This is a genomic window from Mesorhizobium sp. M7A.F.Ca.CA.001.08.2.1 (assembly GCF_003998455.1).
Lineage (GTDB): Bacteria > Pseudomonadota > Alphaproteobacteria > Rhizobiales > Rhizobiaceae > Mesorhizobium > Mesorhizobium ciceri.
Window position 1 is genome coordinate 1 of sequence record NZ_RZPW01000016.1, and the last position, 24,095, is coordinate 24,095.

A 24,095-nucleotide genomic window follows, 5' to 3' on the forward strand; every position below is an offset into this window, starting at 1 on the left:
GAGACGTCGGCCTCCGGTGCCCCCGGGGGCGACCACGTCGCGCCCGATGAGGCCGAGGCGAAGTCACGGCTGATCAAAGCCGGCCTGCCGGTGCCGAAGGGCGAGCGCGCCGCCAATGCCGTCGAGGCGGTGATTTCGTCCATGGCGCTCGGCTTTCCCGTCGCGTTGAAGGCGCTCGGCGTCACCCACAAATCCGAAGTTGGCGCTGTCAGGCTCAATCTCAGGGATGCCGAAACCGTCAGCACCGCAGCGCATGACCTGTTGCCGCTCGGCACCGGGCTCTATGTCGAGCGCATGGTGCGCGACGGTGTTGCCGAACTCATCGTCGGCTTCACCCGCGATCCGATGTTCGGCGCGGTGATGACGCTCGGCACTGGTGGCGTGCTGGTCGAGCTGTTGCGCGACAGCGTCACGCTGATGCTGCCGGCGACCCGCGACGATATCGAGGCGGCGCTGCGCGGCCTGAAACTGTTCCCGCTGCTCGAAGGCTATCGCGGCCGGCCGAAGGCCGATGTCGCGGCTGCCATCGATGCTATCTCTGGCATTGCCGCCTTCGTGCAGCAGAATGCCGGTGAGATCGAGGAACTCGACATCAACCCGCTGATCGTCTGTGCAGAGGGCAAGGGCGCCTGGATCGCCGACGCGCTGCTGGTGCTCGGAGAGAACAAGAATGTCTGACGTCATTTCGACCCGCCGCGAGGGCACCATCCTCGAAGTCACCCTCGACCGGCCCAAAGCCAACGCCATCGACCTGAAGACCTCGCGGCTGATGGGCGAGACCTTCAAGGCGTTCCGAGACGATCCGGAATTGCGCGTCGCCATCGTCAAGACCGCTGGCGACAAGTTCTTCTGCGCGGGCTGGGACCTCAAAGCAGCTGCCGGCGGCGATGCGGTCGACGGCGACTATGGCGTCGGCGGCTTTGCCGGCCTGCAGGAGCTGCGCGACCTCAACAAGCCGATCATCGCGTGCGTCAACGGCATGGCGGTCGGCGGCGGCTTCGAGCTGGCGCTGTCCTGCGACCTCATCTACGCCTCCGATCATTCCTCCTTCGCGCTGCCCGAGATCCGAGCCGGCACGCTGGCCGACGCGGCGACGATCAAGCTGCCGAAGCGCATCCCCTACCATGTCGCCATGGACCTTCTGCTCACCGGCCGCTGGATGGATGTCGCTGAAGCGCATCGCTGGGGCTTGGTCAACGAAGTGCTGCCCAAGGAAAAGCTGGAAGATCGCGTCTGGGAGATCGCCCGGCTGCTCGCAGGCGGCCCACCGCTGGTGTTTGCCGCGATCAAGGAGACGGCGCGCGTGGCCGAGGCGCTGACCTTCCAGGACGCCATGAACAAGGTGACCCGCCGGCAATTGCCGACGGTCGATGCGCTCTATGGCTCCGAGGACAATATGGAGGGTTTTCGGGCTTTTGCGGAGAAGCGTGAGCCGGTGTGGAAGGGGAAGTAAGGATTGTTGCCGAAATGACGGCGCTTACCCCCCTCTGTCCTGCCGGACATCTCCCCCTCAAGGGAGGAGATTGGCAGCTTCGATCTCTGCACTCTTCTTGCGACGCAGAAGGTTGGCGAAAGCCTTCGCAACATCCGATCTCCCCCCTTGAGGGGGAGATGTCCGGCAGGACAGAGGGGGGCGCCCAGGCTCAGCCTTGGCCGCCTCTCCAGCACCCATGACCGACTACATCAAGCTCATCGACGCCGAGACCTGGGCCTTCATCGAGCGCACCAATTCCTATTACCCGCCCGATACGATCGACTACACGATCGCGCAGCAGCGCGAGATTTACGACCGCATGTGCCGGGAATTCTTTGCCGGCTACCCCGAGGGCGTCGCTGTCGAAACCTCCGCCATTGCAACGCCGACGCATGACATCCCGATCCGCATCTACCGAAGCACACTTCAGGCAGCCGTGACGGTGCTCTATGTCCATGGCGGTGGCTTCATCCTTGGTGGGCTGGACAGCCACGACGATGTTTGCGCGGAGCTGTGCTCGCGCACAGGCTATGAGGTGGTCTCCGTAGATTACCGGCTGGCGCCGGAACATTTGCATCCAGCCGCCTTCGACGATGCCATGAGCGCCTTCGAATGGGCCGCCGCCAATCGCGATCATCCTATCGTGCTCTGCGGCGACAGCGCCGGCGGCAATCTCTGCGCCGCCGTCAGTCACGCCACGCGCGGCCATTCGAAAAGGCCGGTCGGCCAGGTGCTGATCTATCCCGGCCTCGGCGGAAACCGCTCGAAAGGCTCCTATGTCAAGCACGCCGAAGCGCCGATGCTGACCGTGCGCGATCTCGAATTCTACAAGCACATTCGCACTGGAGGGCAAGACCGTAGCGGCGATGCGACGCTGGGCCCGCTTGCCGACACCGATTTCTCCAACTTGCCGCCGACAGTGCTGATCACCGCCGAATGCGACCCGCTGTCATCGGATGGCGAGACCTATCGCGACCTGATCATCACGGCAGGTGGCCACGCGACGTGGTTCGAGGAGCCGGGATTGGTGCACGGCTATCTCAGAGCCCGGCACACGGTTGGCCGCGCCCGCACCAGCTTCACCCGGATCGTCGGTGCGGTGACCGCGCTTGGACAGGGCGGCTGGCGCTGGTGATCGCGGCCAAACTCTGAGGACCAAGTGGCGCCCCATCACGCCACCGAGGCAGCCGCTGCCCGGCCGGCGCTGCGGCCGGAAAAGATGCAGCCGCCGAGGAAGGTGCCTTCGAGCGCCGCATAGCCATGCACGCCGCCGCCGCCGAAACCGGCGGCTTCGCCGACGGCATAGAGCCCGGCGACCGGCTGCCCATCTGCCCCCAGCACGCGGCTGTCGAGATCGGTCTGCAGGCCGCCCAGCGTCTTGCGGGTCAGGATGTTGAGCCGCACCGCGATCAGCGGGCCATTTGCCGGATCGAGCATCTTGTGCGGCTTGGCCGTGCGGATCAGCCGGTCGCCGAGATAGGCGCGCGCGCCGCGCAGAGCGGTGATCTGCATATCCTTGGAGAACGGGTTGTCGAGCTGCCTATCGCGGGCGTGGATCTCGCGCTCGACTTGAGCCACCTCAAGCAGCGCCTCGCCGCCGGCCAGCGCGTTCATGCGCGCGACCAGCGCCGGCAAATCGGCCTCGACGATGAAGTCCTCGCCCTTTTCCATGAACGCCTTGACGGGGCCCGGAATGCCCGATGTGGCGCGGCCGAGCACCTGGCGCCAGCTCTTGCCGGTCAGATCGGGGTTCTGCTCGGAGCCCGACAGCGCGAACTCCTTCTGGATGATCTTCTTGGTCAGGATGAACCAGGAATAGTCGAAGCCGGTGCTCATGATGTGGGAGAGCGTGCCCAGAGTGTCGAAGCCGGGATAGAGCGGCACCGGCAGGCGCTTGCCGCGCGCATCGAGCCACAGCGATGATGGGCCGGGCAGGATGCGTATCGCATGGTCGGTCCAGATCGGCGCCCAGTTCTTGATGCCCTCGACATAGTGCCACATGCGGTCGCGGTTGATGATCGAACCGCCGGCCTGTTCCGTGATCGCCAGCATGCGGCCGTCGACGTGATCGGGCACGCCGGTGATCATGCGCTTGGGCGCCGCGCCCAGCCGCTGCGGCCAGTTTTCCCGCACAAGCTGATGGTTGGCGCCGATGCCGCCGGAAGCGACGATCACGGCTTGCGCGCGAAGCTCGAAATCTCCTGATATTTCGCGCGAACTCTTGTGGCCGCGCTCGGCGGTACTCGGTTGCAGGATGTCGCCGCGCACCCCGTCGACAGTCGCACCCGTGCGGGTCAATTCATCGACCCGATGGCGGAATTTGAAACTGATCAGTCCGCGCTTCTGCGCCTCGCGCACGCGCTGTACGAAGGGGTCGAGAACGCCGGGGCCCGTGCCCCAGGTGATGTGGAAGCGCGGCACCGAATTGCCGTGGCCGATGGCATTGCCGCCGCCTCGCTCGGCCCAGCCGACCACGGGAAAGAATTTCAGGCCGCACTGTATCAGCCAGGAGCGTTTTTCGCCGGCGGCAAAGCCGACATAGGCTTCCGCCCATTTGCGCGGCCAGAAATCCTCGGGCCGATCGAAAGCCGCGGTGCCGAGCCAGTCTTCCAGCGCCAGGTCATGCGAATCGCGGATGCGCATGCGCCGCTGCTCGGGCGAATCGACGAGGAAAAGGCCGCCGAACGACCAGAATGCCTGGCCGCCGAGCGACTGCTCCGGCTCCTGGTCGACGATGATGATTTTCTTGCCGGCCTCGGCGAGCTCGGCGGCGGCAACCAGCCCTGCAAGGCCGGCGCCGACAATGATCACGTCCGCATCGTCAGCCATTTTTCCTCCCAGAATTAGCCGGCTATTTCAATGCAAGGAATTCAGACGGTCTCCCAGCCTTCTTTGCCGCCGGCGCGGAAGATGGCGTCGATGACTTTCTGATTGAGCACCGATTCCTCCAGCGTGAAGACGCGCTCCTTGCCGCCCTGTGCCGCGCGCGCGAAGGTCTCGACTTCCAGCCGGTACTGCTGCGTGCCGGGAAAGCGGAAAACCTGCGCCTCGGTGTGGTTCTGGTTGTGCAGTTCGACGCGGTGGTGGTCGTAGAGCCCGGCATTGAAAGGCGAGAACAACTCGATGAAACCCTTCTCGCCGTGGAACACCATCACCTGGCGCGCCGCCATCTGAGTCGACAGATAGAACGACAGCTCGAAGTCACCGAAATCGGCACGGATCGAGGAGTAGATGTCGGTGCCGAATGTCTTGTCGCGCTCGATCGTCGCCTGCACGCGCAGCGGCTCCTTGCTGGTGGAAAAGCGCGTCGACACGGTCGGGTAAACGCCGATGTCGGGCAGCGCGCCGCCGCCGAGGTCGAGCTGGTTGCGCATGTTGCTGGGGTCGACGTTGTAGTAGGAGAACGCGCCCTGCACATGGCGCAGCCGGCCGATGGCGCCGCTGGCGATGAGCTCGCGCACCTTGATCCATTGCGGGTGGTAGATGACCATGAAGGCTTCGCAGACCAGCACCTTTTTCTGGTCGCGCAGCTTGATCAGCGGCAGGATGTCCTTGGCGTCGAGCGCCAGCGGCTTTTCGACCAGCACATGCTTGCCGGCTTCGATGGCCTTGGCCGCCCACTCGACATGCTGCGAGGTCGGCAGCGGGATGTAGACGCCGTCGACCTCATTGGAGGCAAGCAGTTCCTCATAGGAGCCGAAGGCATGCCGCGCACCGAAGCGATCGGCCAGCGCCTTGGCCTTCGACAGATCGCGGCTGGCGATCGCCGACAGCACGCTATTCTCCGCCTCGACCATCGCCGGCAACAAATGCTCGCGGCCGATCTTGGCCGTCGACAACACACCCCATCGGAACATCAGGCTTCTCCATCACGATTACAGGCGACGAGGTTTGCCCGAAATCGCCGGAAAAGCCAATGACGAGGTCAGCCCCTTTTGCCGGTCAGCGTCATGTCGAAGTCGACGATGTTGGAATAGATCGGCGTGCCTACATCCATGCCGTAGCGCGACCTCAGCACCTTGCCGGTGACATGGAATTTGATCATGCCGGCCTTGAGACCGCCGAGCTCGGCCGTGAATTTTTCCGGGAACGTCTTGCCGCGCGCCGTCAGCCGGCCGCTGACGAGAGCCGTGGTGTCGCTGGTTCGGGTCACGCTGGTAGAGCGGAACTGGATTTCCGGGCTGTTGGCGGCATCAAACACCGCGTCGGAGCGCAGGAAGGCATCGATACGGCCCTGGCCGGTGCCGACGCTTTCGGGAAAAATGGTGAAATTGACAGCTGAGCGCCCGACATCGCTGTTGTCGATGCGGATCGAGCCCTTGAAGCGGGCGAAGGTGCCATTGAGGCCGCCGCCGCCGACCTTGCCGATGGAGAAGCGGATGCTGGAGCTGGCCGGGCTGATCGAATAGCTGCCGGCGGCGTCACCCAGCGCGACGGCCGCAGAAACAGGCATGGCAAGGCAAGCGGCGACCGCCGCAAATCCGAGGATGCGCGTGTACATGGGGATGTTCCTTGTTGGAGGCAGCGCATTTCTTGCGCCCTCACTCCATGAACGAATGAACCGCTCGCTCTATTCCGAATTTGACGAAGGCGTGACCATGCGCGTGAGCACGCCATCCCTGAGCTGGAAATGATGCCGCAGCGCCGCCGCGACGTGGAGAGCCACAAGCGTCATGCCGGCATAGGCGAGATACCAATGTGCAGCCGCCCAGAAGCTCTCGGCACCATCCGATTCGGCCAGCGGCAGGTTCGGCATGACGAACAGGTTGAACGGCAGGCTGGGGATCTCCAGCATCGAGACCGACACCAGCGCCCAGCCGGACAAGGGCAAGGCAAGCTGAAACGCGTAGAGCGCAAGATGGGCCAACGGTGCTGCTCGACGCTCCAGGGTTCCGACCGAGCGCGGCAGCGCCGGCGTTGCATTGCCAAGACGCCAAGCGATGCGCAGCAACACAAGCCCGAGCAGCAGGAAGCCGAAAGATTTGTGCAGTTGGATCAGCTCGAAGGCGGTGCGCTGGCTGGTCAACCGCACCATGACGAAGCCGAGCCCGAACTGGCCGATGAAAATGAGCGCAATCAGCCAGTGGAGAAGGATCGCGCCCCAGCCATAGCGGGTGGCGCTGTTGGTGATCGATGTTTGCATGGGGAGTGAACGAATGTTGGTTCGGCTTTCTTCCAGCGCGCTTCACCCTCCCCCTTGTGGGGGAGGGTCGCGCAGCAAATGCCGCGAAGCGGATTTTGCGAAGCGGGGTGGGGTCTCGTAGGGCGCTACCCACCCCGTCCCTCAGCCGACCTACCGGGGCGAGCCGCCGATCTCGCCCGTCCTTCGGACTCCCATCAGGGCCCTCCGGAGGGAGACGAAAGGCGCGAGTTCGCCGAGCCTGGCTCCCTTCCTCTCCCTCCGGAGGGGGAGAGGAAGGCGCGAGCTTATCACAGCCGGTGCCCTTCCTCTCCCTCCGGAGGGCCACAAGGGGAGGGGCGAGCCCGCTCTATCCACTCACCTTGAAGAAATCGACAAACGCCCGGAGCGCCGGGCGCATTTGCCGGCGGCTCGGATAATAGACGAAGAAGCCGTCGAAGGAGGGGCACCAGTCCTCCAGCACACGGATCAGCCTGCCGTCGGCGAGCGGCGCGCGGACATAATCCTCAAAGACGAAGGCGAGCCCAGCGCCGTCGATGGCCGCCTGGGCGATCAAATGGTCCTCGTCGAGGATCAGCGGTCCCTCCACCGCCATCTCGATCGCCTCGCGGCCTTTCTCGAACTCCCAGCGGTAGAGGATGCCGCTGGAGAAGCGGAAGCGGATGCAGCGGTGGTCAGCCAGGTCGCGCGGGTGACGCGGCTTGGGGTTGACCTCGAAATAGACCGGGGCGCCGACCACCGCGCCGCGAAGGTCCGGCCCGATGCGCACCGCGATCATGTCGCGCTGCAGGCTCTCGCCTAACCTGACGCCAGCATCGAAGCCCCCTTCCACCACGTCGGTGAAACGGTCCTCGATGACGATCTCCAGCACGATATCGGGATAGGTCGACGCAAAGGCGCCCAACCGTGGCGTCAGCGCCAAATGGGCTGCGGTGCGCGGCACGGTCAGGCGCAGATTGCCGGCCGGCCGGTCGCGCGTCTCGATTGCCGTCTCCAGCGCCAGATCGATCTCCGACAGCGCCGGTCGCAGCCGTTCCAGCAACTGCGCACCTTCTTCGGTCGGCGCGACGCTGCGTGTGCTGCGCGCCAGCAGCCGAACGCCAAGCCGCGCCTCTAGGCTGGACACCGCATGGCTGACCGCCGAAGGCGCGATGGCCAATTCCCTGGCCGCGCCGCGAAAGCTGCCGCATTGGGCAACGGTTGCCAGCACGGCCAGTTGGGAAAGATGCGCGCGATTCATTGATCTATCTTTTAGAACAGCCCGTGCAAATGAGAGCCGATTATCGAACACAAGGCAAGGCGCTATTTCTGCCGCATCGCAACAAGGAGACGCGTTATGCAAACCCGCAAGCTAGGAACTGAATTGAACGTCTATCCCGTCGGCCTCGGCTGCATGGGCATGAGCTTCGCCTATGGCGGCCAGGCGGAAGCCGACGCAATCGCCACGCTGCACCGCGCCATCGATATCGGCGTCAATTTCTTCGACACGGCGGAGGTCTATGGCCCGTTCGAGAACGAGATCCTGCTCGGCAAAGCGCTGAAGTCCGCGCGTGACAAGGTGACGATCGCGACAAAATTCGGCTTCAGGATTTTGGAGGAAGGTACAGGCCTCGACCGCATGGCCGGCGTCGACAGCCGCCCCGAGCACCTCAAGGCGGTCGCCGAGGCGTCGCTGAAGCGGCTCGGCACGGATGTGATCGACCTCTACTACCAGCACCGTGTCGACCCCAACGTGCCGATCGAGGACACGGTCGGTGCCATGGCCGAGCTGGTGCGCGAGGGCAAGGTGCGCGCGCTCGGCCTGTCGGAGGCGAGTGCGGCGACCATCCGCCGGGCCCATGCCGTGCATCCAATTGCTGCCGTGCAGAGCGAATATTCGCTCTGGAGCCGCGACCCGGAAGACGAGGTGTTCGCCGTCTGCCGCGAACTCGGCATCGGTTTTGTTCCCTACAGCCCGCTCGGCCGTGGCCTGCTGACCGGCACGATCGCCAAGCCCGAGGCGCTGAGCGACGACGACTGGCGCCGGACCTTGCCGCGCTTCCAGGCCGAGGCGATGGAAGCCAACGCCGCTGTCATCGCGACGCTGGAAAAGCTGGCAGCTGAAAAGGGGGTAACTTCGGCCCAACTGGCGCTGGCCTGGGTGCTGCACCAGGGCGATTTCATCGTGCCGATCCCCGGCGCGAGAAGGATACGCCATCTGGAGCAGAATGCGGCGGCTGCCGGGATCGCGCTGAGTGCGGTCGAGGTGCAGGCGATTGGTGACGCTCTGTCGCCCGACAAGGTGGTCGGTAGGCGCTATGCGGAGAAGGAGCTGACGCTGGTCAATGGTTGAAAACTGGTGAGTAATCGGAAGGGGCGCCGCGCGCCCCTTTTTCGTACGCAGCGCGGTGCAGAAGGTGGGGACGCTGACGTGAAGCGCCCCCCCCTCTGCCCTGCCGACATTTTTACCAAGGCTCGACACTAATCTCCGGCCAATTCTCCCTTGCACGCTTACCCTTCGCCTCATGCGTGCGCTGATTGTCCATCACCCGGTTCGGCGTGATGCGAAACGAGAAAATGTCGTCAAGACCAAACGGTGCCACGATCTCGAGCTGCCCGTCAGCGTCGTATCGAACCCCGACGGCGTGCGTCTTCGAGGCAAAATGGCTGACGGATTCGCTGGCGCTCGAATAGCGCGGGCACGGCCGTCCGAACTTCTGCGGATACCACAGATGCACCCGCGCCTGGTTGCGCACCTCGACCGGCAACGCCAGCCCCTCGAAATGCTTCTCCGCCCGGCGGATCACCGCGTCCTCGGCCTCATAGGACAGGTCACTGTCATCGAAGTAGAAAAGATCAACATCCTTGATGCCGTAGCCCGACGGTTTGCCGGTCAGGTGGTTCCAGATGCTGTTGTAGAGAGCGCCGGATACCACCAGCCAGTCCGGCAGGTCGAGCGTGCAAGCCCGCGCCACCGCGTCGCGTAACAGCGGGTCGGCAGACACGATGGCGAGAAACGCCGCGCGCTGTTCTTCAAGGGGAAGGCCGGAATACCGCAGATGGTCCATCGCCCTTTGGAGGGCGATTCGCCATCTGCTCGCAAGTTTTTTAGCCCCGCAGAACGCCCCCGGTCTGCTTGCCGACATTCTCGATGATGCGCTTGGCCAGTGCCTCGAAATCCTCGTCGGTGAGCGTCTTTTCGACCGGCTGGATCGACACTTCGATGGCAATCGATTTTTTGCCCTCGCCCAGCGAAGCGCCTTCGAAAATATCGAAGACCGAGACGGCGGTGATGAGCTTCTTGTCGGCGGCGAGCGCTGCGCGCACCAGCGTGCCGGCCTCGACCGACTTGTCGACGACGAAAGCGAAATCGCGCTTGACCGCCTGGAAGGGCGACAGTTCCAGTTTCGGCTTGGTTTTCGTCGGCTTGGCCTTCGGTTCAGGCACGCCATCGACGAAGACTTCAAAGCCGCACAGCGGGCCGGAAACATCGAGGCCCTCCAGCGTCTTCGGATGGAATTCACCGAAAGTGCCGAGTACGGTTTTCGGGCCGAGCTTGATCGTGCCGGAACGGCCGGGATGATACCAGGCCGGGCCGCCGGCCTCGATCTGCAGCCGGTCGACAGGCGCACCGCAGGCTTCAAGTGCGGCGATCGCATCGGCCTTGGCGTCGAACACGCCGACTGGACCGGAATTGCCGGCCCAGTTGCGGCCGGAACCGTCGAGCTTGGCGGTGCCGCGGCGCACGCCGGCGGCGACGCGCCGCTGCTGGTCGGCGCCGTCGCCCTCATAGGTACCCGACACTTCGAACAGCGCCACGTCGCCAATACCCTTGTCGGCATTGCGCTGGGCAGCCGCGATCAGCCCCGGCAGCAGTGAGGGCCGCATGTCGGACATGTCGGCGGCGATCGGGTTGGCGAGCTTCAGCGCGGTCTGGCCGCCGCCGAACAGCTCGGCGTGCTTGGCCGGAATGAACGACCAGGTAACGGCTTCCATCATGCCGCGCACGGCAAGCGCGCGCTTGGCCGTGCGGGTACGGACCTGCAGCGTGGTGAGGATCTTTGCATTGACCGCGTCATGCGCACCGAGCGGCTGCGGCGCGATGTTGTCGACACCGTGGATGCGCATGACCTCCTCGACCAGGTCTGCCTTGCCATCGACGTCGGGGCGCCAGGACGGTACGGCGACATCGACGACATCGCCCGAGCCCTCCGGCTTGAAGCCGAGGCGCGACAGGATGTCGAGGCTTTTCGCGCTGGGAACCTCGATGCCGGTCAGCCGCTTCACTTCCGAAAGCGGGAAGGAAACGATCTTCGGCGTGTGACCGGCATAACCGACGACCTCCATTTCGGTCGGCGTGCCGCCGCAGAAATCGAGCACCAGTTTCGTTGCCAGTTCGACGCCCGGAACCATGAATTCGGGGTCGACGCCGCGCTCGAAGCGGTAGCGCGCATCGGTGATGATGCCGAGCGTGCGGCCGGTGCGCGCCGTGGTGATCGGATCCCAAAGGGCGGATTCGATCAGCACATCTGAGGTGTTCTCGTCGCAGCCCGAATGCTCGCCGCCCATGACGCCGGCGATCGACTCGACGCCGTTGTCATCTGCGATGACGCACATTTCCGGCGTCAGCGTGTATTCGCGGCCGTCGAGCGCCTGCACCTTTTCACCATCGCGCGCGCGGCGCACGACGAGATTGCCGGCAACCTTGCTGGCGTCGAACACATGCAGCGGGCGGCCGCGGTCGAAGGTGACGTAGTTGGTGATGTCGACCAGTGCGCTGATGGGTCTCAGCCCAATGGCGATCAGCCGCTGCTGCAGCCATTTTGGCGAGGCTCCATTCTTGACGCCCTTGACCAAGTTGAGCGCGAAGCCGGGGCAAAGCTCCGGCGCTTCGATCGTCACCTTGATCGGACACATGCCATTGCCGACATGCGGCATGATGGCGCCGCCGACGAGGCGGCCAAGCCCGCTCGCCGCCAGATCCCTGGCGATGCCGTAGACGCTGGTGGCATCCGGCCGGTTCGGCGTCAAGTTGATCTCGATGACCGGATCGTCGATGTGCGCATAGGCGGCGAAGCTGGTGCCGACCGGCGCATCCTCAGGCAGGTCGATGATGCCATTGTGTTCGTCGGACAGCTCCAGCTCGCGCTCGGAACACATCATGCCGTGGCTTTCGACGCCCCTGATCTTGCCGACCGTCAGCGTTACGTCGATGCCGGGCACATAGGTGCCGGGCGCGGCAAAGGCGCCGATCAGGCCCGCGCGAGCGTTTGGCGCGCCGCAAACGACCTGCACCGGAGGCTTGCCGTCGCCGGTGTCGACGGTCAGCACGCGCAGCCGGTCGGCATCGGGATGCTGAACGGCCGTCAGCACCCTGGCGATGACGAATGGTTTCAGGCTCGACTTGTCGTCGACATGCTCGACTTCGAGACCGATCGAAGTCAGCCGCTCGACGATCTCGTCGAGCGTGGCGTCGGTCTCGAGGTGGTCCTTGAGCCAGGAGAGGGTGAATTTCATGGGACTGTTCCGTCTGGTCTTTTGACGCTTGATTTCAGATGTCTCGGCAGGTCGTCGGACATATGCAGGAAGGCAAGCTGCTCGCCGATATAGGCATGCAGCGTCGGCTGGAAATCGGCCGGCATGTCCATGGCGCCGAGCATGAAGTAGATGTCTTCTTCCAGCCGCTCGTCGACATAGGCGATGGGTGAGCCGCAGGTGCCGCAGAAAGAGCGCGTCACCGGGCCGTTCTCATACATCTTCAGCGCCTTGCCGGTGAACGCGACCTGATCGACCAGGAAGCCGACAAAGGCCGACACCGGCGCGCCGCTGGCCCGCCGGCAATCGCCGCAATGGCAGTAGCTGACGTGATGCGGTTCGGCAGAGGCCTCGAACCGCACGGCGCCGCAGCGGCAGCCGCCGGCATAGGGGGCTGTCATGCGCTCAGGCCTCCGAACAAAGTCGGCATGTCGAGCGGCCGGAAGCCGTAATGCGACAGCCAGCGCACGTCTGCATCGAAGAAGGCGCGCAGGTCCGGCATGCCGTATTTCAGCATGGCGATGCGGTCGATGCCCATGCCCCAGGCAAAACCCTGATATTCGTCCGGATCGAGACCGCCATGGCGCAGCACGTTGGGATGCACCATGCCACAGCCGAGGATCTCCATCCAATCGGAGCCTTCGCCGAAGCGCACTTCGCCGGGCCGCGAGCGATCGCACTGGATGTCAACCTCGAGGCTTGGCTCGGTGAACGGGAAGAAGGACGGCCGGAAGCGCATCTTGACCTGCGGCACCTCGAAGAAGGCCTTGCAGAACTCCTCCAGCACCCATTTCATGTTGGCAACGTTGGCCGTCTTGTCGATCACCAGCCCCTCGACCTGATGGAACATCGGCGAGTGGGTGGCGTCCGAATCCTGCCGGTACGTCTTGCCAGGAATGACGATGCGGATCGGCGGCTTCTTCGTTTCCATGGTGCGGATCTGCACCGGCGAAGTGTGCGTGCGCAAAAGCTTGCGCTCGCCCTTCTCGTCCGGTTGGAAGAAGAAGGTGTCGTGCATCTCGCGCGCCGGATGGCCTTCGGGGAAATTCAGCGCGGTGAAATTGTAATAGTCGGTCTCGATGTCGGGACCTTCCGCGATGGAAAACCCGAGGTCGCCGAAGATCGCGGCAATCTCGTCGATGACCTGGCTGATCGGATGGATACGGCCGCGCTCGGCCGGCGACTGCCGCACCGGCAGCGTCACGTCGACCTTTTCGGCGGCGAGGCGGGCGGTGATCGCCACATCCTTGAGCTCAGCCTTGCGGGCAGTCAGCGCGTCGGTGACGCGGTTCTTGAGGCCGTTGATGGCTGGGCCTTTGATCTGGCGCTCCTCGGCGGTCATGGCGCCAAGTGTCTTCAGCATCTCGGACACGCTGCCCTTCTTACCGAAAGCAGCGATGCGCACGGCCTCGATGGCCGGCTCATCGGCGGCCGAGGCGATCTCGGCCAGAAGTGAGTTTTCAAGCGTATCCAGGCCAGTGGTTGCGTCGTTCACGGTCAAACTCGCTGCGTTGGGAGGTCGGCCTCAAAGTGAAAGTCACTTCTAAAGTGAAATCACTCCAAGGATCAGGCAAAAGAAAAACCCGCGCCAGCCGTGCCAGCGCGGGTTCCCCAAATCAGAATTGCGAATGCTTGGGAAGCGCTGGTCTTAGGCGACAGCGCTTTCAAAAGCGTTCGGCGTGGTGTTCTTCAGATATTCGAGCGCCACCTTGGCCTTGGCGACCAGGGCCGCGAAAGCCTGCGGCTCGTGGATGGCCATGTCCGACAGGATCTTGCGATCGATCTCGATGCCCGACTTGTTGAGGCCGTCGATGAAGCGGCCATAGGTCAGGCCATGCTCGTGGGTCGCGGCGTTGATACGCTGGATCCACAGCGCGCGGAAGGAGCGCTTGCGGTTCTTGCGGTCGCGGTAAGCGTATTGCAGCGACTTTTCCACCGCCTGCTTGGCGATGCGGATGGTGTTCTTGCGGCGGCCGTAGAAGCCTTTCGCGGCTTTCAGGACCTTCTTGTGCTTGGCGTGCGAAGTGACGCCTCTTTTTACGCGTGCCATGTCATGATCTCCTTAAAAGCAATTCCAGGAAAAGTGCCTTGCGGTTTTCCGTTCGGAATTGCGTAAAACAAATGCGTGTCCGGACCGAATGCCTTAGAGGCCGTTCGGCAGAAAATTCTTGATGACCTTCTTGCCATCCGGTTCAGCCAGAACCATCGTGCCGCGGGCATTTCGAATGAACTTGTTGGAACGCTTGATCATGCCGTGACGCTTGCCGGCCGCAGCCGACAGGACTTTACCCGTACCTGTGATCTTGAACCGCTTCTTGGCGGCCGATTTGGTCTTCATCTTGGGCATTTTGCTACTCCGTATTGTTGGCGCACTATCGCGCTTCTTGTTCGCTTCAGGCCGACCAAAGCCCGAAAAGCAAATGAAACCGCCACGGCATGCCCTGCCGGGCGGTTTTCTTGAACGGCGGTGCTATACGTCAAAGACGGCCCGCGCGCAACACCTGTGGAGATGCGGCGCTGTGTCCTCGTCAGGGCAGCGTGAACCAGACCGGCAACATGCCTGACAGCTGGGCGCCGTCGATCAATTCGAAGGCCGGCAGCGCGATCAGAAACACCAGGCCGTCGAGCAGCGTGGTCAACAGCAGGCGCGGCTTGAAGTTTCCGGTATCGCCCTCCTGGTAGAGCGACAGTTTTGGGAAGAAGCGCGGCACCCGCGCCAGATAGGCCTGATACGGCGCGCCGAGCGCTTCCTTGAGGAACTTCTCCTCGCGCAGGATGACGATATGGAACGCCCCCGCGCACAAAAGCCCGAAGAGGATGATACCGGAGAACGAACCGATCTGCGCGCCGACACCGGCTGCGGCTACGGTCGAGAACACATAGAGCGGGTTGCGGGTGATCGAGTAAGGCCCGCCAGTCACCACCTCGGACGATTTGCGCCCGCCTATGTAGAGTGTCGCCCAAAGGCGGCCCACGATGCCGAGGAAAATCAGCAGCACGCCGAACATTTCGATCGTCTCGTGCACGGCTGTGTCGGGCGGAAACGTCGATTGGCCAAATAGCAATGCTGCAAACAGCACGACCACGAGAACGGCAAGCACTATCCGGCGCATATGCTGGTAATTGCCCAGCCCGTGTTTGAAGTCCACGTCCGAAACCTTGACTTCATCGACCATAGTGAATCCGATCGTCAGGAATTTTGCCGGCGATCGCAGCGTCTGAACAAGAAGAAGGCGTCCCGCCGATCGCCGGGACGCCTTGCGATGTGATTCAGGCGGATTTAAGCGCGATGGCCAAGCCTGACGTCATCGTGATCCTAGATACGCGCCGATGCAGATCTTAGCGCGGCGACAGCACCATCATCATCTGGCGGCCTTCGAGCTTCGGTTCCGCTTCGACCTTGGCAATCGTCGCCACTTCCTCGCGGACCTTGTTCAGAAGCTGCATGCCGAGTTCCATATGCGCCATCTCGCGGCCACGGAAGCGCAGCGTCAGCTTGACCTTGTCGCCTTCCTCGAAGAAGCGGCGAACCGCCTTCATCTTGGTCTCGTAGTCATGGCTGTCGATGTTCGGGCGCATCTTGATCTCCTTGATCTCGATGACCTTCTGGTTCTTGCGCGCCTCGGCCGCCTTCTTCTGGTTGGCGTATTTCAACTTGCCGAGATCAAGGATCTTGACGACGGGGGGCACCGCGTTGGGCGATATCTCGACGAGATCGAGCCCGGCCTCTTCGGCCAGCAGCAATGCGTCGTTGATGGAAACATCGCCGCGGTTCTGGCCTTCGGCGTCGATAAGCTGGACCCGGGGAACCCGGATGTCACGGTTGGAGCGCGGGCCATCCTTGGTCGGCGCCGCTGCTTTGAAAGGTCTGCGAATGGTCGTGGTCTCCTTGGCCGTTTCGTTCAGGATTTGTCAGTGTTGATGCATGGACGCGCCAATGTGGTGAGCGCGCGGGCGGAGTCAATAGCACAGCATTGACAGAAAATCACCCTGATCGCTGCCCTGCACCAAACAAAGAACATAGTGAGCACTTTTCGCCACGCCACCGACCGTGCCACAAGAATCCCGCGCCAGAAGAGGGCCTGAGGAAAAAGCCATGACCGCAACGCCCCCCGTCTTTATGGATGTCGACGGATCGCGCATCGCGGTGCGCCATACTGCTGGCTCTGCGCCCGGCATCGTCTGGCTCGGCGGCTACAAGTCGGACATGCTGGGCGCGAAGGCGCAGACGCTGTCGGACTGGGCGGCAAAAGAAGGCCGCGCCTTTCTGCGCCACGATTATTCCGGCCATGGCGAATCCGGCGGCGCCTTTGCCGACGGCACGATTTCGACATGGCTTGCACAAAGCCTTGCCGTGTTCCGGCATTTCACCAAGGGCAAACAGATCCTGGTCGGCTCCTCGATGGGCGCCTGGATCGCGCTGCGCATGGTGCAGGAATTGCGCAAGGCTGATGACAGCAACGTCGCCGGCCTGGTGCTGCTGGCGCCGGCACCGGATTTTACCGCTGAACTGATCGAGCCGGTGCTGACCAAGGCGCAGAAGCGCGATCTCGCCAAAAAAGGTTTCTTCGAAGAGCCGTCGGACTATTCCACGGAACCCTACATCTACACCCGCGCCCTGATCGAGGACGGGCGCGACAACCTGACAATGGCAGGCCCGATCGACACCCATTGCCCGGTGCATATCCTGCAGGGCCTGGCCGATGCGGATGTGCCGGCAAGCCATGCACTGAAGCTGGTCAGCCTGCTGCCCGCCGACGACGTGACCCTGTCGCTGATCCCTGACGGCGACCATCGCCTGTCGCGACCGCAGGATCTCGACATGCTGGTGCGGGCCGTCGATGCGATGGCGCAGAGGGGACACTGATGCGCCTTTCCATTCCGATATCCGCCTTCGTCGCGGCGATCGTCGGCTTCGGCGGCACGCTGGCCATCGTCATCGCAGCCGCCAACGCAGTCGGCGCGACGCAGATCGAGACGGCAAGCTGGGTGACGACGATCTGCCTGGCCATGGCGATCGAGAGCCTGTGGCTGTCATGGCGCACGAAAATGCCAGTCATCACCGCCTGGTCGACGCCGGGCCTGGCGCTGATCGCGGCATCGAGCGGCTTTTCGATGGGTGAGGCCGTCGCTGCCTTCATCGTCACCGGCGTCCTTCTGATCGCCACCGGGCTGTTTCGGCCCCTGACGAAGCTGATCTCGAGAATACCGCCTTCCGTCGCCTCGGGCATGCTGGCCGGTATCGTCGTCACCTTCGCGCTCAATGCGGTGAAGACCATTCCCATCGACCCGTGGCTGATCCTGCCGCTGATTGCAGCCTTCTTCGTCATCCGGCTGTTCAACCCGGCGCTGTCGGTGCTGGCGGTGCTGATCGGCGGTGGCCTTGCCGCTTTCCTCACCGGCCGTGTCGGCGGCCTGCCGACACCCGAACTGTCGACGCTGACGCTGATTGCGCCTGATTTCACCGCCAAGGCGGTGATCGGGCTGGCACTGCCGCTCTATCTCGTCACCATGGCTTCGCAGAACCTGTCCGGCCTCGCCGTGCTGCGCGCCGCCGGCTACCATCCGGAGCCCGGCCCGCTGATCGGCGTCACCGGCCTGTTTTCGCTGCTGTCGGCGCCGTTCGGCGGCTCGACCACCAATCTGGCGGCGATCTCGGCGGCGATCTGCACCGGGCCGGACGTCCACCCCGACCCCGCCGAGCGCTGGAAGACCGGGCCGTTCTATGCGCTCGCCTATCTCATCTTTGCGATTTTCGGCGCTTCGCTGGTGGCGATCTTCGCGGTGCTGCCACAGAGCCTGATCGTACTGGTGGCGGGCCTGGCGCTGATGGCGTCGCTCGCCAACGCGCTTTCTATCGCGCTGAAGGAAGAGGCGGATCGCATGGCCGCCACCGTCACCTTTGTCGTCACCGCGTCGGGTCTGACGCTGTTCGGCGTTGGCGCCGCATTCTGGGGCCTGATTGCCGGGCTGGTCGTGCTTTTCCTCGATATGATCAAAAAGCGATAAACATTTCAGATGCTTGTCCGGATTTGGCGGACATTGTCTTGAATCGCCGTTTTTCTCTTCCCATTTCGATTCCACGCAGCCGGGTTTGGCTGTCTCCAACCGAAGGAATGGGAGAAAATGAACACATCCGCATTGATCCGTCCGGCCTGGACGCCGGCAACCATCGCGTTGATGGTTGTGGGTTTCATGGTGTTCTGGCCACTCGGCTTCGCCATGCTCGCCTACATCATCTGGGGCGACCGCCTCGATGGCTTCAAGCGTGACGTCAACCGCGCGACCGACGGCATCTTCGCCGGTTGCCGCCGCGGTTCCGACAAGGCCGCGCGCTGGGGCAATGGTTCCGCCCGCACCGGCAACGTCGCTTTCGACGACTGGCGCGAAAAGGAACTTGAGCGGCTGAACGAAGAGCGCCGCAAGCTCGACGAGATGCTGACCCAGTTCGACGAATACGCCCGCGAATTGCGCCGCGCCAAGGACCAGGACGAGTTCGACCGGTTCATGGCCAACCGCAACAAGTCGACGGCTCCGACGAAGACCGATCCGGGCACTGGAACGACGACCACCAAGCGTGGCAAGGGTTCGAACCTGCTTGACGACTGAGATCCGGCGACTGGTCACATCGTAAAAAAACGGCGTCGCGCGAGCGGCGCCGTTTCTTTTTTGTTCTAGTCGTTTTTCTCGAATCGCGTATCGTCCCGCCATGACTCTCGGCTTCTTTCGCAATCTGACAAAGCCCAAGCCCACGCCTGTCGTGGAGCGCGAATATTGCGTCGCCGGCCGCACGCTGCCGCTCAAGATCGTCGAGAGCGCCAGGGCGCGCCGAATGACGCTGCGTATCGATTCAGGCGGCCAGGGTCTGCGCATCACCGTGCCGCCAGGCCTGCGCCGCGGCGAAGTGGACAGGTTCCTCGAGCGGCATCAGGACTGGCTGGAGCAGCGACTGGCCAAGGTGCCGACGCGGCCGCAGGTGCGGCCCGGCATCAGGATCCCGGTGCGCGGCGTGCCGCACCGCATCGTCCATGAACCGTCAAAGCGCGGCACCGTCACCGTGTCGCGCGACGAACGTGGTCCGCTCTTGATCGTGCATGGCGACCGCATACATCTGCCGCGCCGCCTCGCCGATTTCCTCAAGCGCGAGGCCAAGAAGGAAATCGAGAAGCTGGTGGCCAAGCACACCGAGGCGCTTGGCAAGCGCGCCAAGGCGATCCGCTTCAAGGACACGTCAAGCCGCTGGGGGTCATGCACCTCCGAAGGCAATCTGTCCTTTTCCTGGCGCATCATGATGGCGCCGTCGCCGGTCATCAACTATCTCGTCGCGCATGAAGTGGCGCATCTCAAGGAGATGAACCACGGCCCGAAATTCTGGAAACTGTGCGAAAAGCTCTGCCCCGACACCGATCGCTGCAAGGACTGGCTGAAGCGCAATGGCGGTGCGCTGCAGGCGATCATGTTCGAGTAGATCGCTCAATCGTCGTTGGCGGCGTTCAAGTCTTCGGGCCGCAACCCCTCATCGCCATGATGCGGCCACGGCAGGAAATTGCCGTCGAACTCATCGCCGCCGAAATAGTCGAGCGCGCGGTGCGCCTCGGCGCCATTGAATGCGGCCTTGTCGATCAGATGCGCGATGACCTCGCGCGCCTGCGCAATCTTCTGCCTGAGTTCGGCTACGGTTCTGTCGGCCATGATCGTGCTCCCGCCTTGCGTCCTGTCCATCCATAGGTAGCGCCTTTGGCCGTGCCGGCAAACAGCATGCTTTTTCTCGACTCTTATCGCTTTTCATGCCAATTCCCGCGCCATGGCACTCGACATCAAAATCTGCGGCTTGAAGACCGACGCGGCAATGGCCGCGGCGCTGGCCGGCGGCGCCAGCCATGTCGGGTTTATCTTCTTCGCCAAAAGCCCGCGCTATGTCGAACCTGCCGAGGCTGGCCGTCTGCGCGAGGCCGCGCGCGGCAAGGCGATGGCGGTTGCCGTCACCGTCGATGCCGGCGACGCCTTCCTGGATGAAATCGTTGCCAAAATGCAGCCCGACATGCTGCAGCTGCACGGCGCGGAAACGCCCGAGCGCGTCGCCGAGGTCAAAGCCCGCTATGGCCTGCCGGTGATGAAGGCGCTGCCGCTCAGCGAGGCCGCCGATCTCGAACGAATGAAGCCATTCATCGGCATAGCCGACCGGTTCCTGTTCGACGCCAAGCCGCCGAAAGGCTCCGAACTGCCGGGCGGCAATGGTGTTGCCTTCGACTGGCGCATTCTCGCCGGCCTTGACGGCGGCGTCGATTACATGCTTTCCGGTGGGCTCAACGCCGCCAATATCGGCGATGCCCTTCGGCTTGCCAACCCGCCTGGGATCGACATTTCTTCAGGCGTGGAAAGCGCGCCGGGCGTCAAGGATCCGGCGCTGATCGAACAGTTTTTCCGGGCCGTCAGGGCCGCGCGGAACACCCGCGCAGCCTAGTGGTGCCTCAAACCAGAGCATGTCCCGGAAAAGTGGGAACCGGTTTTCCGACAAGGACATGCCTCATAGTCAAGATGCCAGGAGATCGGCGATGAACAAGCCGGCGACACCCAATTCCTTCCGCACCGGGCCCGACGAACAGGGCATGTTCGGCATTTTCGGCGGTCGTTTCGTTGCCGAAACGCTGATGCCGCTGATCCTCGATCTGGAGCGGCACTGGAACGAGGTCAAGAACGATGCGGATTTCAGGGCTGAGCTGACTGACCTGTCGACCCACTATGCCGGACGGCCGTCGAAGCTTTATTTCGCCGAAGGCCTCACGAAGCATCTTCGTGAGGTTTCCTCGGCCAGGGGCCTCGCGGGCGGCGCGAAGGTCTACTTCAAGCGGGAGGATTTGAACCACACCGGTTCGCACAAGATCAACAACTGCCTCGGCCAGATCCTGCTGGCCAAGCGCATGGGCAAGAAGCGCATCATCGCCGAGACCGGCGCCGGCCAGCACGGCGTGGCCTCGGCCACGGTTGCGGCCCGCTTCGGCTTTCCCTGCGTCGTCTACATGGGCGCCACAGACGTTGCCCGGCAAAGCCCGAACGTCTTCCGCATGAAGCTGCTCGGCGCCGAAGTGCGCCCGGTGACCGCCGGCCACGGCACGCTGAAGGACGCCATGAACGAGGCGTTGCGCGACTGGGTGACCAATGTCGAGGACACTTATTACCTGATCGGCACCGCCGCCGGCCCGCACCCCTATCCGGAGCTGGTGCGCGACTTCCAGTCGGTGATCGGCATCGAGGCGCGGGCACAGATCCTCGAGCAGGAAGGCCGGCTGCCCGACACCATCATCGCCGCTGTCGGCGGTGGCTCGAACGCCATCGGCCTGTTCCATCCCTTCCTAGACGACAAGGAGGTCCGCATCATCGGCATCGAAGCCGGCGGTCGCGGTCTCGACGGCATCGAGCATTGCGCCTCGATGAATGCCGGCGCGCCCGGCGTGCTGCATGGCAACCGCACCTATCTCCTGCAGAACGCCGACGGCCAGATCATGGACGGCCATTCGATCTCGGCGGGCCTCGACTATCCCGGCGTCGGGCCGGAGCATTCCTGGCTGCGCGATTCAGGCCGGGTCGAATATGTACCCATTCTCGATGACGAGGCGCTGGAGGCTTTCAAGCTGACGACGCGCGTCGAAGGCATCATCCCGGCGCTGGAATCGGCGCATGCCATCGCGCATGCGGTGAAGATCGTGCCTGCCATGAACAAGGATCAGATCGTCATCGTCAACCTGTCCGGCCGTGGCGACAAGGACGTGCACACGGTGGCCAGCATGCTGGGCATGGAGATCTGATCATGGCCACCCGCATCGACCGCCGCATGGCGAAGCTCAGGACCGAAGGCCGCCCGGCGCTCGTCACCTATTTCATGGGCGGCGACCCCGACTACGACACCTCTTTGTCGATCATGAAGGCGTTGCCGGGCGCAGGTTCCGATATTATCGAGCTCGGCATGCCGTTTTCCGATCCGATGGCCGACGGCCCGGCGATCCAGGCGGCGGGCTTGCGGGCGCTGAAAGGCGGCCAGACGCTGGCCAAGACGCTGAAGATGGCGGCCGACTTCCGCGCCGGCGACAATGAAACGCCGATCGTGCTGATGGGCTACTACAATCCGATCTACATCTATGGCGTCGACCGCTTCCTCAAGGACGCGATCGCCAGCGGCATCGACGGGCTGATCGTCGTCGACCTGCCCCCGGAGATGGATGAGGAACTGTGCATTCCGGCATTGAAAGCCGGCATCAACTTCATCCGGCTGGCGACGCCGACCACCGACGACAAACGCCTGCCCAAGGTGCTGCAGAACACGTCGGGCTTCGTCTATTACGTGTCGATGACCGGCATCACCGGCTCGGCACTGGCCGACACCGGCAAGGTGGCGGCGGCGGTCAAGCGCATCAAGGGCCACACCGACCTGCCGGTCTGCGTCGGCTTCGGCGTCAAGACCGCCGAGCAGGCCCGGGTGATCGGCGCCAATGCCGACGGCGTCGTCGTCGGCACCGCGATCGTCAATGCGGTGGCCAATGTGCTGGGGCCGAAGGCCGAGAAGACCGCCGATCCGGCCGAGGCCGTCGCCACGCTGGTCAGCGGCCTAGCGCAAGGCGTGCGCTCGGCCCGCCTTGCTGCTGCCGAATAGTTTCCCTACGTCAGGTCTTGTGCATGCCGTTATCCCAGAACCGGTTCCCACTTTTGGGCGACATGCATTAGCAACTCTTCGTCAGGACAGGAGCCGAAGCGATGAACTGGATCACCAATTACGTTCGCCCGAAGATCAATTCGATGCTCGGCCGGCGCACCGACATGCCCGAGAATCTCTGGATCAAGGATCCGGAGACCGGCGAGATGGTGTTCCACAAGGACCTGGAATCGAACCAGTTCGTCATTCCCTCGTCCGGTCATCACATGAAGATCTCGGCCAAGGAGCGGCTGAAATTCTTCTTCGATGGCGGCAAATACGAGACCCTGGACAACCCCAAGGTCATGCAGGATCCGCTGAAATTCCGCGACGAGAAGCGCTATGTCGACCGGTTGAAGGACGCCAAGGCCAAGACCGGCCTTGAGGACGCGATCATCAATGCGCTGGGCACCGTCGAGGGTCTTCCGGTTGTGGTCACGGTGCAGGACTTCGCCTTCATGGGCGGTTCGCTCGGCATGGCCGCCGGCGACGCCATCGTGCACGGCTTCGAAGTGGCCCTGCAGCGCAAGCGGCCGCTGATCCTGTTTGCTGCTTCCGGCGGCGCCCGCATGCAGGAAGGTATTTTGTCCCTGATGCAATTGCCTCGGACAACGGTCGGTGTCGACCGGCTGAAGGAAGCCGGCCTGCCCTACATCGTCGTTTTGACCAACCCGACCACGGGCGGCGTGACCGCCTCCTACGCCATGCTGGGCGACGTGCACATCGCCGAGCCCGGCGCGCTGATCGGCTTTGCCGGACCGCGCGTCATCGAACAGACGATCCGCGAGAAACTGCCCGATGGCTTCCAGCGCTCCGAATATCTGATGGAGCACGGCATGGTCGACATGGTCGTATCCAGGCTGGAAATGCGTGAAACGATCGCGCGCCTGCTCAAGATGCTGCTCAAGCTGCCGGAAGAGCAAAAAACGCTGGAGCCGGAAATCCTGCCGCCGGCGGTGGTTGCCGCGGAAGCTCGGCCGCAAGCCTGAAGCGACACGAAGCGCCGCGACCGCGATTGCACGAAGGCTTCGGCGCGCTGTAGCCTTTGATTGCCATGGCCATCCGAAACCGATTCTGGTTTTCAGGCTCATGCGCTAGGATTCCACCATGACGACGCTTGCCGCCGACCGCGAAATCGAAGCCCTGATGGCGCTTCATCCGAAAGGCTTCGACCTTTCGCTCGACCGCATTTCGCGGCTGCTGGAGCGGCTTGACAATCCGCAGGACCGGCTGCCCCCGGTCATCCACATCGCCGGCACCAACGGCAAAGGTTCGTGCGC

Annotated in this window: 26 protein-coding genes and 1 pseudogene; 13 read left to right on the plus strand and 14 right to left on the minus strand. The window is 63.5% G+C overall.

The window, feature by feature from the left end; translation table 11 throughout:
- The 3 genes from EN914_RS02125 to EN914_RS02140 all read left to right on the plus strand — a co-directional run.
- Positions 1–678 (plus strand): acetate--CoA ligase family protein (locus EN914_RS02125; protein ID WP_206527173.1); only part of this gene is annotated, 678 nt, incomplete at its 5' end.
- Complete coding sequence (locus EN914_RS02130) at positions 671–1,453, plus strand: carnitinyl-CoA dehydratase (protein WP_013528298.1); 783 nt, start codon at positions 671–673, stop codon at positions 1,451–1,453. The genes EN914_RS02125 and EN914_RS02130, both read left to right, overlap by 8 nt.
- Positions 1,454–1,670: 217 nt before the next feature.
- Entirely contained in the window at positions 1,671–2,609 is a 939-nt protein-coding gene (locus tag EN914_RS02140; protein ID WP_024501972.1) for an alpha/beta hydrolase, read from the plus strand.
- A gap of 35 nt (positions 2,610–2,644) precedes the next feature.
- Here the strand turns inward: EN914_RS02140 and EN914_RS02145 are convergent, their stop codons facing one another.
- The 5 genes from EN914_RS02145 to EN914_RS02165 all read right to left on the minus strand — a co-directional run bounded on the left by EN914_RS02145 (position 2,645) and on the right by EN914_RS02165 (position 7,854).
- The gene (locus EN914_RS02145; protein ID WP_024501973.1) at positions 2,645–4,303 is read right to left on the minus strand and encodes an FAD-binding dehydrogenase; all 1,659 of its coding nucleotides are present in this window, start codon (positions 4,301–4,303) and stop codon (positions 2,645–2,647) included.
- Positions 4,304–4,344: 41 nt separating this feature from the next.
- Positions 4,345–5,331 carry a Gfo/Idh/MocA family protein gene (locus tag EN914_RS02150; RefSeq protein WP_024501974.1) on the minus strand — a complete coding sequence of 329 codons (987 nt, stop codon included), beginning with the start codon at positions 5,329–5,331 and terminating at the stop codon, positions 4,345–4,347.
- A 68-nt stretch (positions 5,332–5,399) separates the two neighbouring features.
- Positions 5,400–5,975, minus strand: a complete 576-nt coding sequence (locus tag EN914_RS02155) for a YceI family protein (RefSeq protein WP_013528302.1) — start codon at positions 5,973–5,975, stop codon at positions 5,400–5,402.
- Positions 5,976–6,044: 69 nt separating this feature from the next.
- A complete protein-coding gene (locus tag EN914_RS02160; protein WP_024501975.1) occupies positions 6,045–6,617 on the minus strand; it encodes a cytochrome b in 573 nt (190 codons plus the stop codon).
- Positions 6,618–6,963: 346 nt separating this feature from the next.
- Positions 6,964–7,854 carry a LysR family transcriptional regulator gene (locus EN914_RS02165; protein WP_024501976.1) on the minus strand — a complete coding sequence of 297 codons (891 nt, stop codon included), beginning with the start codon at positions 7,852–7,854 and terminating at the stop codon, positions 6,964–6,966.
- 96 nt (positions 7,855–7,950) lie between these two features.
- Between EN914_RS02165 and EN914_RS02170 the strand changes: the two genes are divergently transcribed.
- A complete protein-coding gene (locus EN914_RS02170; protein WP_024501977.1) occupies positions 7,951–8,946 on the plus strand; it encodes an aldo/keto reductase in 996 nt (331 codons plus the stop codon).
- Positions 8,947–9,058: 112 nt separating this feature from the next.
- Here EN914_RS02170 and EN914_RS02175 read toward each other — a convergent pair whose 3' ends face one another.
- The 8 genes from EN914_RS02175 to infC form a co-directional block, all read right to left on the minus strand.
- On the minus strand, positions 9,059–9,661 hold the full coding sequence (locus EN914_RS02175; RefSeq protein WP_024501978.1) for a nucleotidyltransferase family protein: 603 nt from the start codon (positions 9,659–9,661) through the stop codon (positions 9,059–9,061).
- Positions 9,662–9,701: 40 nt separating this feature from the next.
- Positions 9,702–12,110 (minus strand): phenylalanine--tRNA ligase subunit beta, encoded by a 2,409-nt coding sequence (gene pheT / locus EN914_RS02180; protein WP_024501979.1) that lies wholly within the window; start codon positions 12,108–12,110, stop codon positions 9,702–9,704.
- Positions 12,107–12,529 carry a GFA family protein gene (locus EN914_RS02185; protein WP_013528308.1) on the minus strand — a complete coding sequence of 141 codons (423 nt, stop codon included), beginning with the start codon at positions 12,527–12,529 and terminating at the stop codon, positions 12,107–12,109. The genes pheT and EN914_RS02185 overlap by 4 nt, the downstream gene beginning before the upstream one ends.
- On the minus strand, positions 12,526–13,623 hold the full coding sequence (gene pheS, locus EN914_RS02190) for a phenylalanine--tRNA ligase subunit alpha (protein WP_013528309.1): 1,098 nt from the start codon (positions 13,621–13,623) through the stop codon (positions 12,526–12,528). Before pheS ends, EN914_RS02185 begins: the two co-directional genes overlap by 4 nt.
- 153 nt (positions 13,624–13,776) lie before the next feature.
- Positions 13,777–14,178, minus strand: a complete 402-nt coding sequence (gene rplT / locus EN914_RS02195) for a 50S ribosomal protein L20 (RefSeq protein ID WP_013528310.1) — start codon at positions 14,176–14,178, stop codon at positions 13,777–13,779.
- A 93-nt stretch (positions 14,179–14,271) separates the two neighbouring features.
- Positions 14,272–14,475: a 50S ribosomal protein L35 gene (gene rpmI / locus EN914_RS02200; protein ID WP_006201248.1), complete on the minus strand. Its 204-nt coding sequence runs from the start codon at positions 14,473–14,475 to the stop codon at positions 14,272–14,274.
- Between the two features lie 181 nt (positions 14,476–14,656).
- Positions 14,657–15,304 (minus strand): isoprenylcysteine carboxylmethyltransferase family protein, encoded by a 648-nt coding sequence (locus EN914_RS02205; protein WP_013528311.1) that lies wholly within the window; start codon positions 15,302–15,304, stop codon positions 14,657–14,659.
- A gap of 163 nt (positions 15,305–15,467) precedes the next feature.
- Positions 15,468–16,004 (minus strand): translation initiation factor IF-3, encoded by a 537-nt coding sequence (infC, locus tag EN914_RS02210; protein ID WP_013528312.1) that lies wholly within the window; start codon positions 16,002–16,004, stop codon positions 15,468–15,470.
- Positions 16,005–16,224: 220 nt separating this feature from the next.
- Here infC and EN914_RS02215 point away from each other — a divergent pair, with 220 nt between their 5' ends.
- From EN914_RS02215 to EN914_RS02230, 4 genes are all read left to right on the plus strand, one after another.
- Positions 16,225–16,995 (plus strand): carboxylesterase, encoded by a 771-nt coding sequence (locus EN914_RS02215; RefSeq protein ID WP_024501980.1) that lies wholly within the window; start codon positions 16,225–16,227, stop codon positions 16,993–16,995.
- Positions 16,995–18,137: a benzoate/H(+) symporter BenE family transporter gene (locus tag EN914_RS02220; RefSeq protein ID WP_013528314.1), complete on the plus strand. Its 1,143-nt coding sequence runs from the start codon at positions 16,995–16,997 to the stop codon at positions 18,135–18,137. The genes EN914_RS02215 and EN914_RS02220 overlap by 1 nt, the downstream gene beginning before the upstream one ends.
- A 117-nt stretch (positions 18,138–18,254) precedes the next feature.
- Complete coding sequence (locus EN914_RS02225) at positions 18,255–18,737, plus strand: DUF2852 domain-containing protein (RefSeq protein WP_013528315.1); 483 nt, start codon at positions 18,255–18,257, stop codon at positions 18,735–18,737.
- 100 nt (positions 18,738–18,837) lie between these two features.
- Complete coding sequence (locus EN914_RS02230; protein WP_013528316.1) at positions 18,838–19,596, plus strand: M48 family metallopeptidase; 759 nt, start codon at positions 18,838–18,840, stop codon at positions 19,594–19,596.
- Between the two features lie 5 nt (positions 19,597–19,601).
- On the opposite strand, the gene EN914_RS02235 is transcribed toward EN914_RS02230, so the two are convergent.
- Entirely contained in the window at positions 19,602–19,820 is a 219-nt protein-coding gene (locus EN914_RS02235) for a hypothetical protein (RefSeq protein WP_013528317.1), read from the minus strand.
- Between the two features lie 112 nt (positions 19,821–19,932).
- On the opposite strand from EN914_RS02235, the gene EN914_RS02240 reads away from it, so the two are divergent.
- The 5 genes and pseudogenes from EN914_RS02240 to EN914_RS39035 form a co-directional block, all read left to right on the plus strand.
- The gene (locus tag EN914_RS02240; protein WP_024501981.1) at positions 19,933–20,592 is read left to right on the plus strand and encodes a phosphoribosylanthranilate isomerase; all 660 of its coding nucleotides are present in this window, start codon (positions 19,933–19,935) and stop codon (positions 20,590–20,592) included.
- Between the two features lie 91 nt (positions 20,593–20,683).
- On the plus strand, positions 20,684–21,934 hold the full coding sequence (gene trpB, locus EN914_RS02245; protein ID WP_024501982.1) for a tryptophan synthase subunit beta: 1,251 nt from the start codon (positions 20,684–20,686) through the stop codon (positions 21,932–21,934).
- Between the two features lie 2 nt (positions 21,935–21,936).
- Entirely contained in the window at positions 21,937–22,776 is an 840-nt protein-coding gene (gene trpA / locus EN914_RS02250) for a tryptophan synthase subunit alpha (protein WP_024501983.1), read from the plus strand.
- Between the two features lie 101 nt (positions 22,777–22,877).
- Positions 22,878–23,804, plus strand: a complete 927-nt coding sequence (gene accD, locus EN914_RS02255; protein ID WP_013528321.1) for an acetyl-CoA carboxylase, carboxyltransferase subunit beta — start codon at positions 22,878–22,880, stop codon at positions 23,802–23,804.
- 118 nt (positions 23,805–23,922) lie between these two features.
- Positions 23,923–24,095, plus strand: a pseudogene (locus EN914_RS39035) (bifunctional folylpolyglutamate synthase/dihydrofolate synthase); the annotation flags it as partial.

What these genes read in the sequence shown, in the direction of transcription:
- EN914_RS02130 (WP_013528298.1), top strand. Translation starts at nt 671, where the DNA reads ATGTCTGACGTCATTTCGACCCGCCGCGAGGGCACCATCCTCGAAGTC.
- EN914_RS02140 (WP_024501972.1), top strand. Translation starts at nt 1,671, where the DNA reads ATGACCGACTACATCAAGCTCATCGACGCCGAGACCTGGGCCTTCATC.
- EN914_RS02145 (WP_024501973.1), bottom strand. Translation starts at nt 4,303, where the DNA reads ATGGCTGACGATGCGGACGTGATCATTGTCGGCGCCGGCCTTGCAGGG.
- EN914_RS02150 (WP_024501974.1), bottom strand. Translation starts at nt 5,331, where the DNA reads ATGTTCCGATGGGGTGTGTTGTCGACGGCCAAGATCGGCCGCGAGCAT.
- EN914_RS02155 (WP_013528302.1), bottom strand. Translation starts at nt 5,975, where the DNA reads ATGTACACGCGCATCCTCGGATTTGCGGCGGTCGCCGCTTGCCTTGCC.
- EN914_RS02160 (WP_024501975.1), bottom strand. Translation starts at nt 6,617, where the DNA reads ATGCAAACATCGATCACCAACAGCGCCACCCGCTATGGCTGGGGCGCG.
- EN914_RS02165 (WP_024501976.1), bottom strand. Translation starts at nt 7,854, where the DNA reads ATGAATCGCGCGCATCTTTCCCAACTGGCCGTGCTGGCAACCGTTGCC.
- EN914_RS02170 (WP_024501977.1), top strand. Translation starts at nt 7,951, where the DNA reads ATGCAAACCCGCAAGCTAGGAACTGAATTGAACGTCTATCCCGTCGGC.
- EN914_RS02175 (WP_024501978.1), bottom strand. Translation starts at nt 9,661, where the DNA reads ATGGACCATCTGCGGTATTCCGGCCTTCCCCTTGAAGAACAGCGCGCG.
- pheT (WP_024501979.1), bottom strand. Translation starts at nt 12,110, where the DNA reads ATGAAATTCACCCTCTCCTGGCTCAAGGACCACCTCGAGACCGACGCC.
- EN914_RS02185 (WP_013528308.1), bottom strand. Translation starts at nt 12,529, where the DNA reads ATGACAGCCCCCTATGCCGGCGGCTGCCGCTGCGGCGCCGTGCGGTTC.
- rplT (WP_013528310.1), bottom strand. Translation starts at nt 14,178, where the DNA reads ATGGCACGCGTAAAAAGAGGCGTCACTTCGCACGCCAAGCACAAGAAG.
- rpmI (WP_006201248.1), bottom strand. Translation starts at nt 14,475, where the DNA reads ATGCCCAAGATGAAGACCAAATCGGCCGCCAAGAAGCGGTTCAAGATC.
- EN914_RS02205 (WP_013528311.1), bottom strand. Translation starts at nt 15,304, where the DNA reads ATGGTCGATGAAGTCAAGGTTTCGGACGTGGACTTCAAACACGGGCTG.
- EN914_RS02215 (WP_024501980.1), top strand. Translation starts at nt 16,225, where the DNA reads ATGACCGCAACGCCCCCCGTCTTTATGGATGTCGACGGATCGCGCATC.
- EN914_RS02220 (WP_013528314.1), top strand. Translation starts at nt 16,995, where the DNA reads ATGCGCCTTTCCATTCCGATATCCGCCTTCGTCGCGGCGATCGTCGGC.
- EN914_RS02225 (WP_013528315.1), top strand. Translation starts at nt 18,255, where the DNA reads ATGAACACATCCGCATTGATCCGTCCGGCCTGGACGCCGGCAACCATC.
- EN914_RS02230 (WP_013528316.1), top strand. Translation starts at nt 18,838, where the DNA reads ATGACTCTCGGCTTCTTTCGCAATCTGACAAAGCCCAAGCCCACGCCT.
- EN914_RS02235 (WP_013528317.1), bottom strand. Translation starts at nt 19,820, where the DNA reads ATGGCCGACAGAACCGTAGCCGAACTCAGGCAGAAGATTGCGCAGGCG.
- EN914_RS02240 (WP_024501981.1), top strand. Translation starts at nt 19,933, where the DNA reads ATGGCACTCGACATCAAAATCTGCGGCTTGAAGACCGACGCGGCAATG.
- trpB (WP_024501982.1), top strand. Translation starts at nt 20,684, where the DNA reads ATGAACAAGCCGGCGACACCCAATTCCTTCCGCACCGGGCCCGACGAA.
- trpA (WP_024501983.1), top strand. Translation starts at nt 21,937, where the DNA reads ATGGCCACCCGCATCGACCGCCGCATGGCGAAGCTCAGGACCGAAGGC.
- accD (WP_013528321.1), top strand. Translation starts at nt 22,878, where the DNA reads ATGAACTGGATCACCAATTACGTTCGCCCGAAGATCAATTCGATGCTC.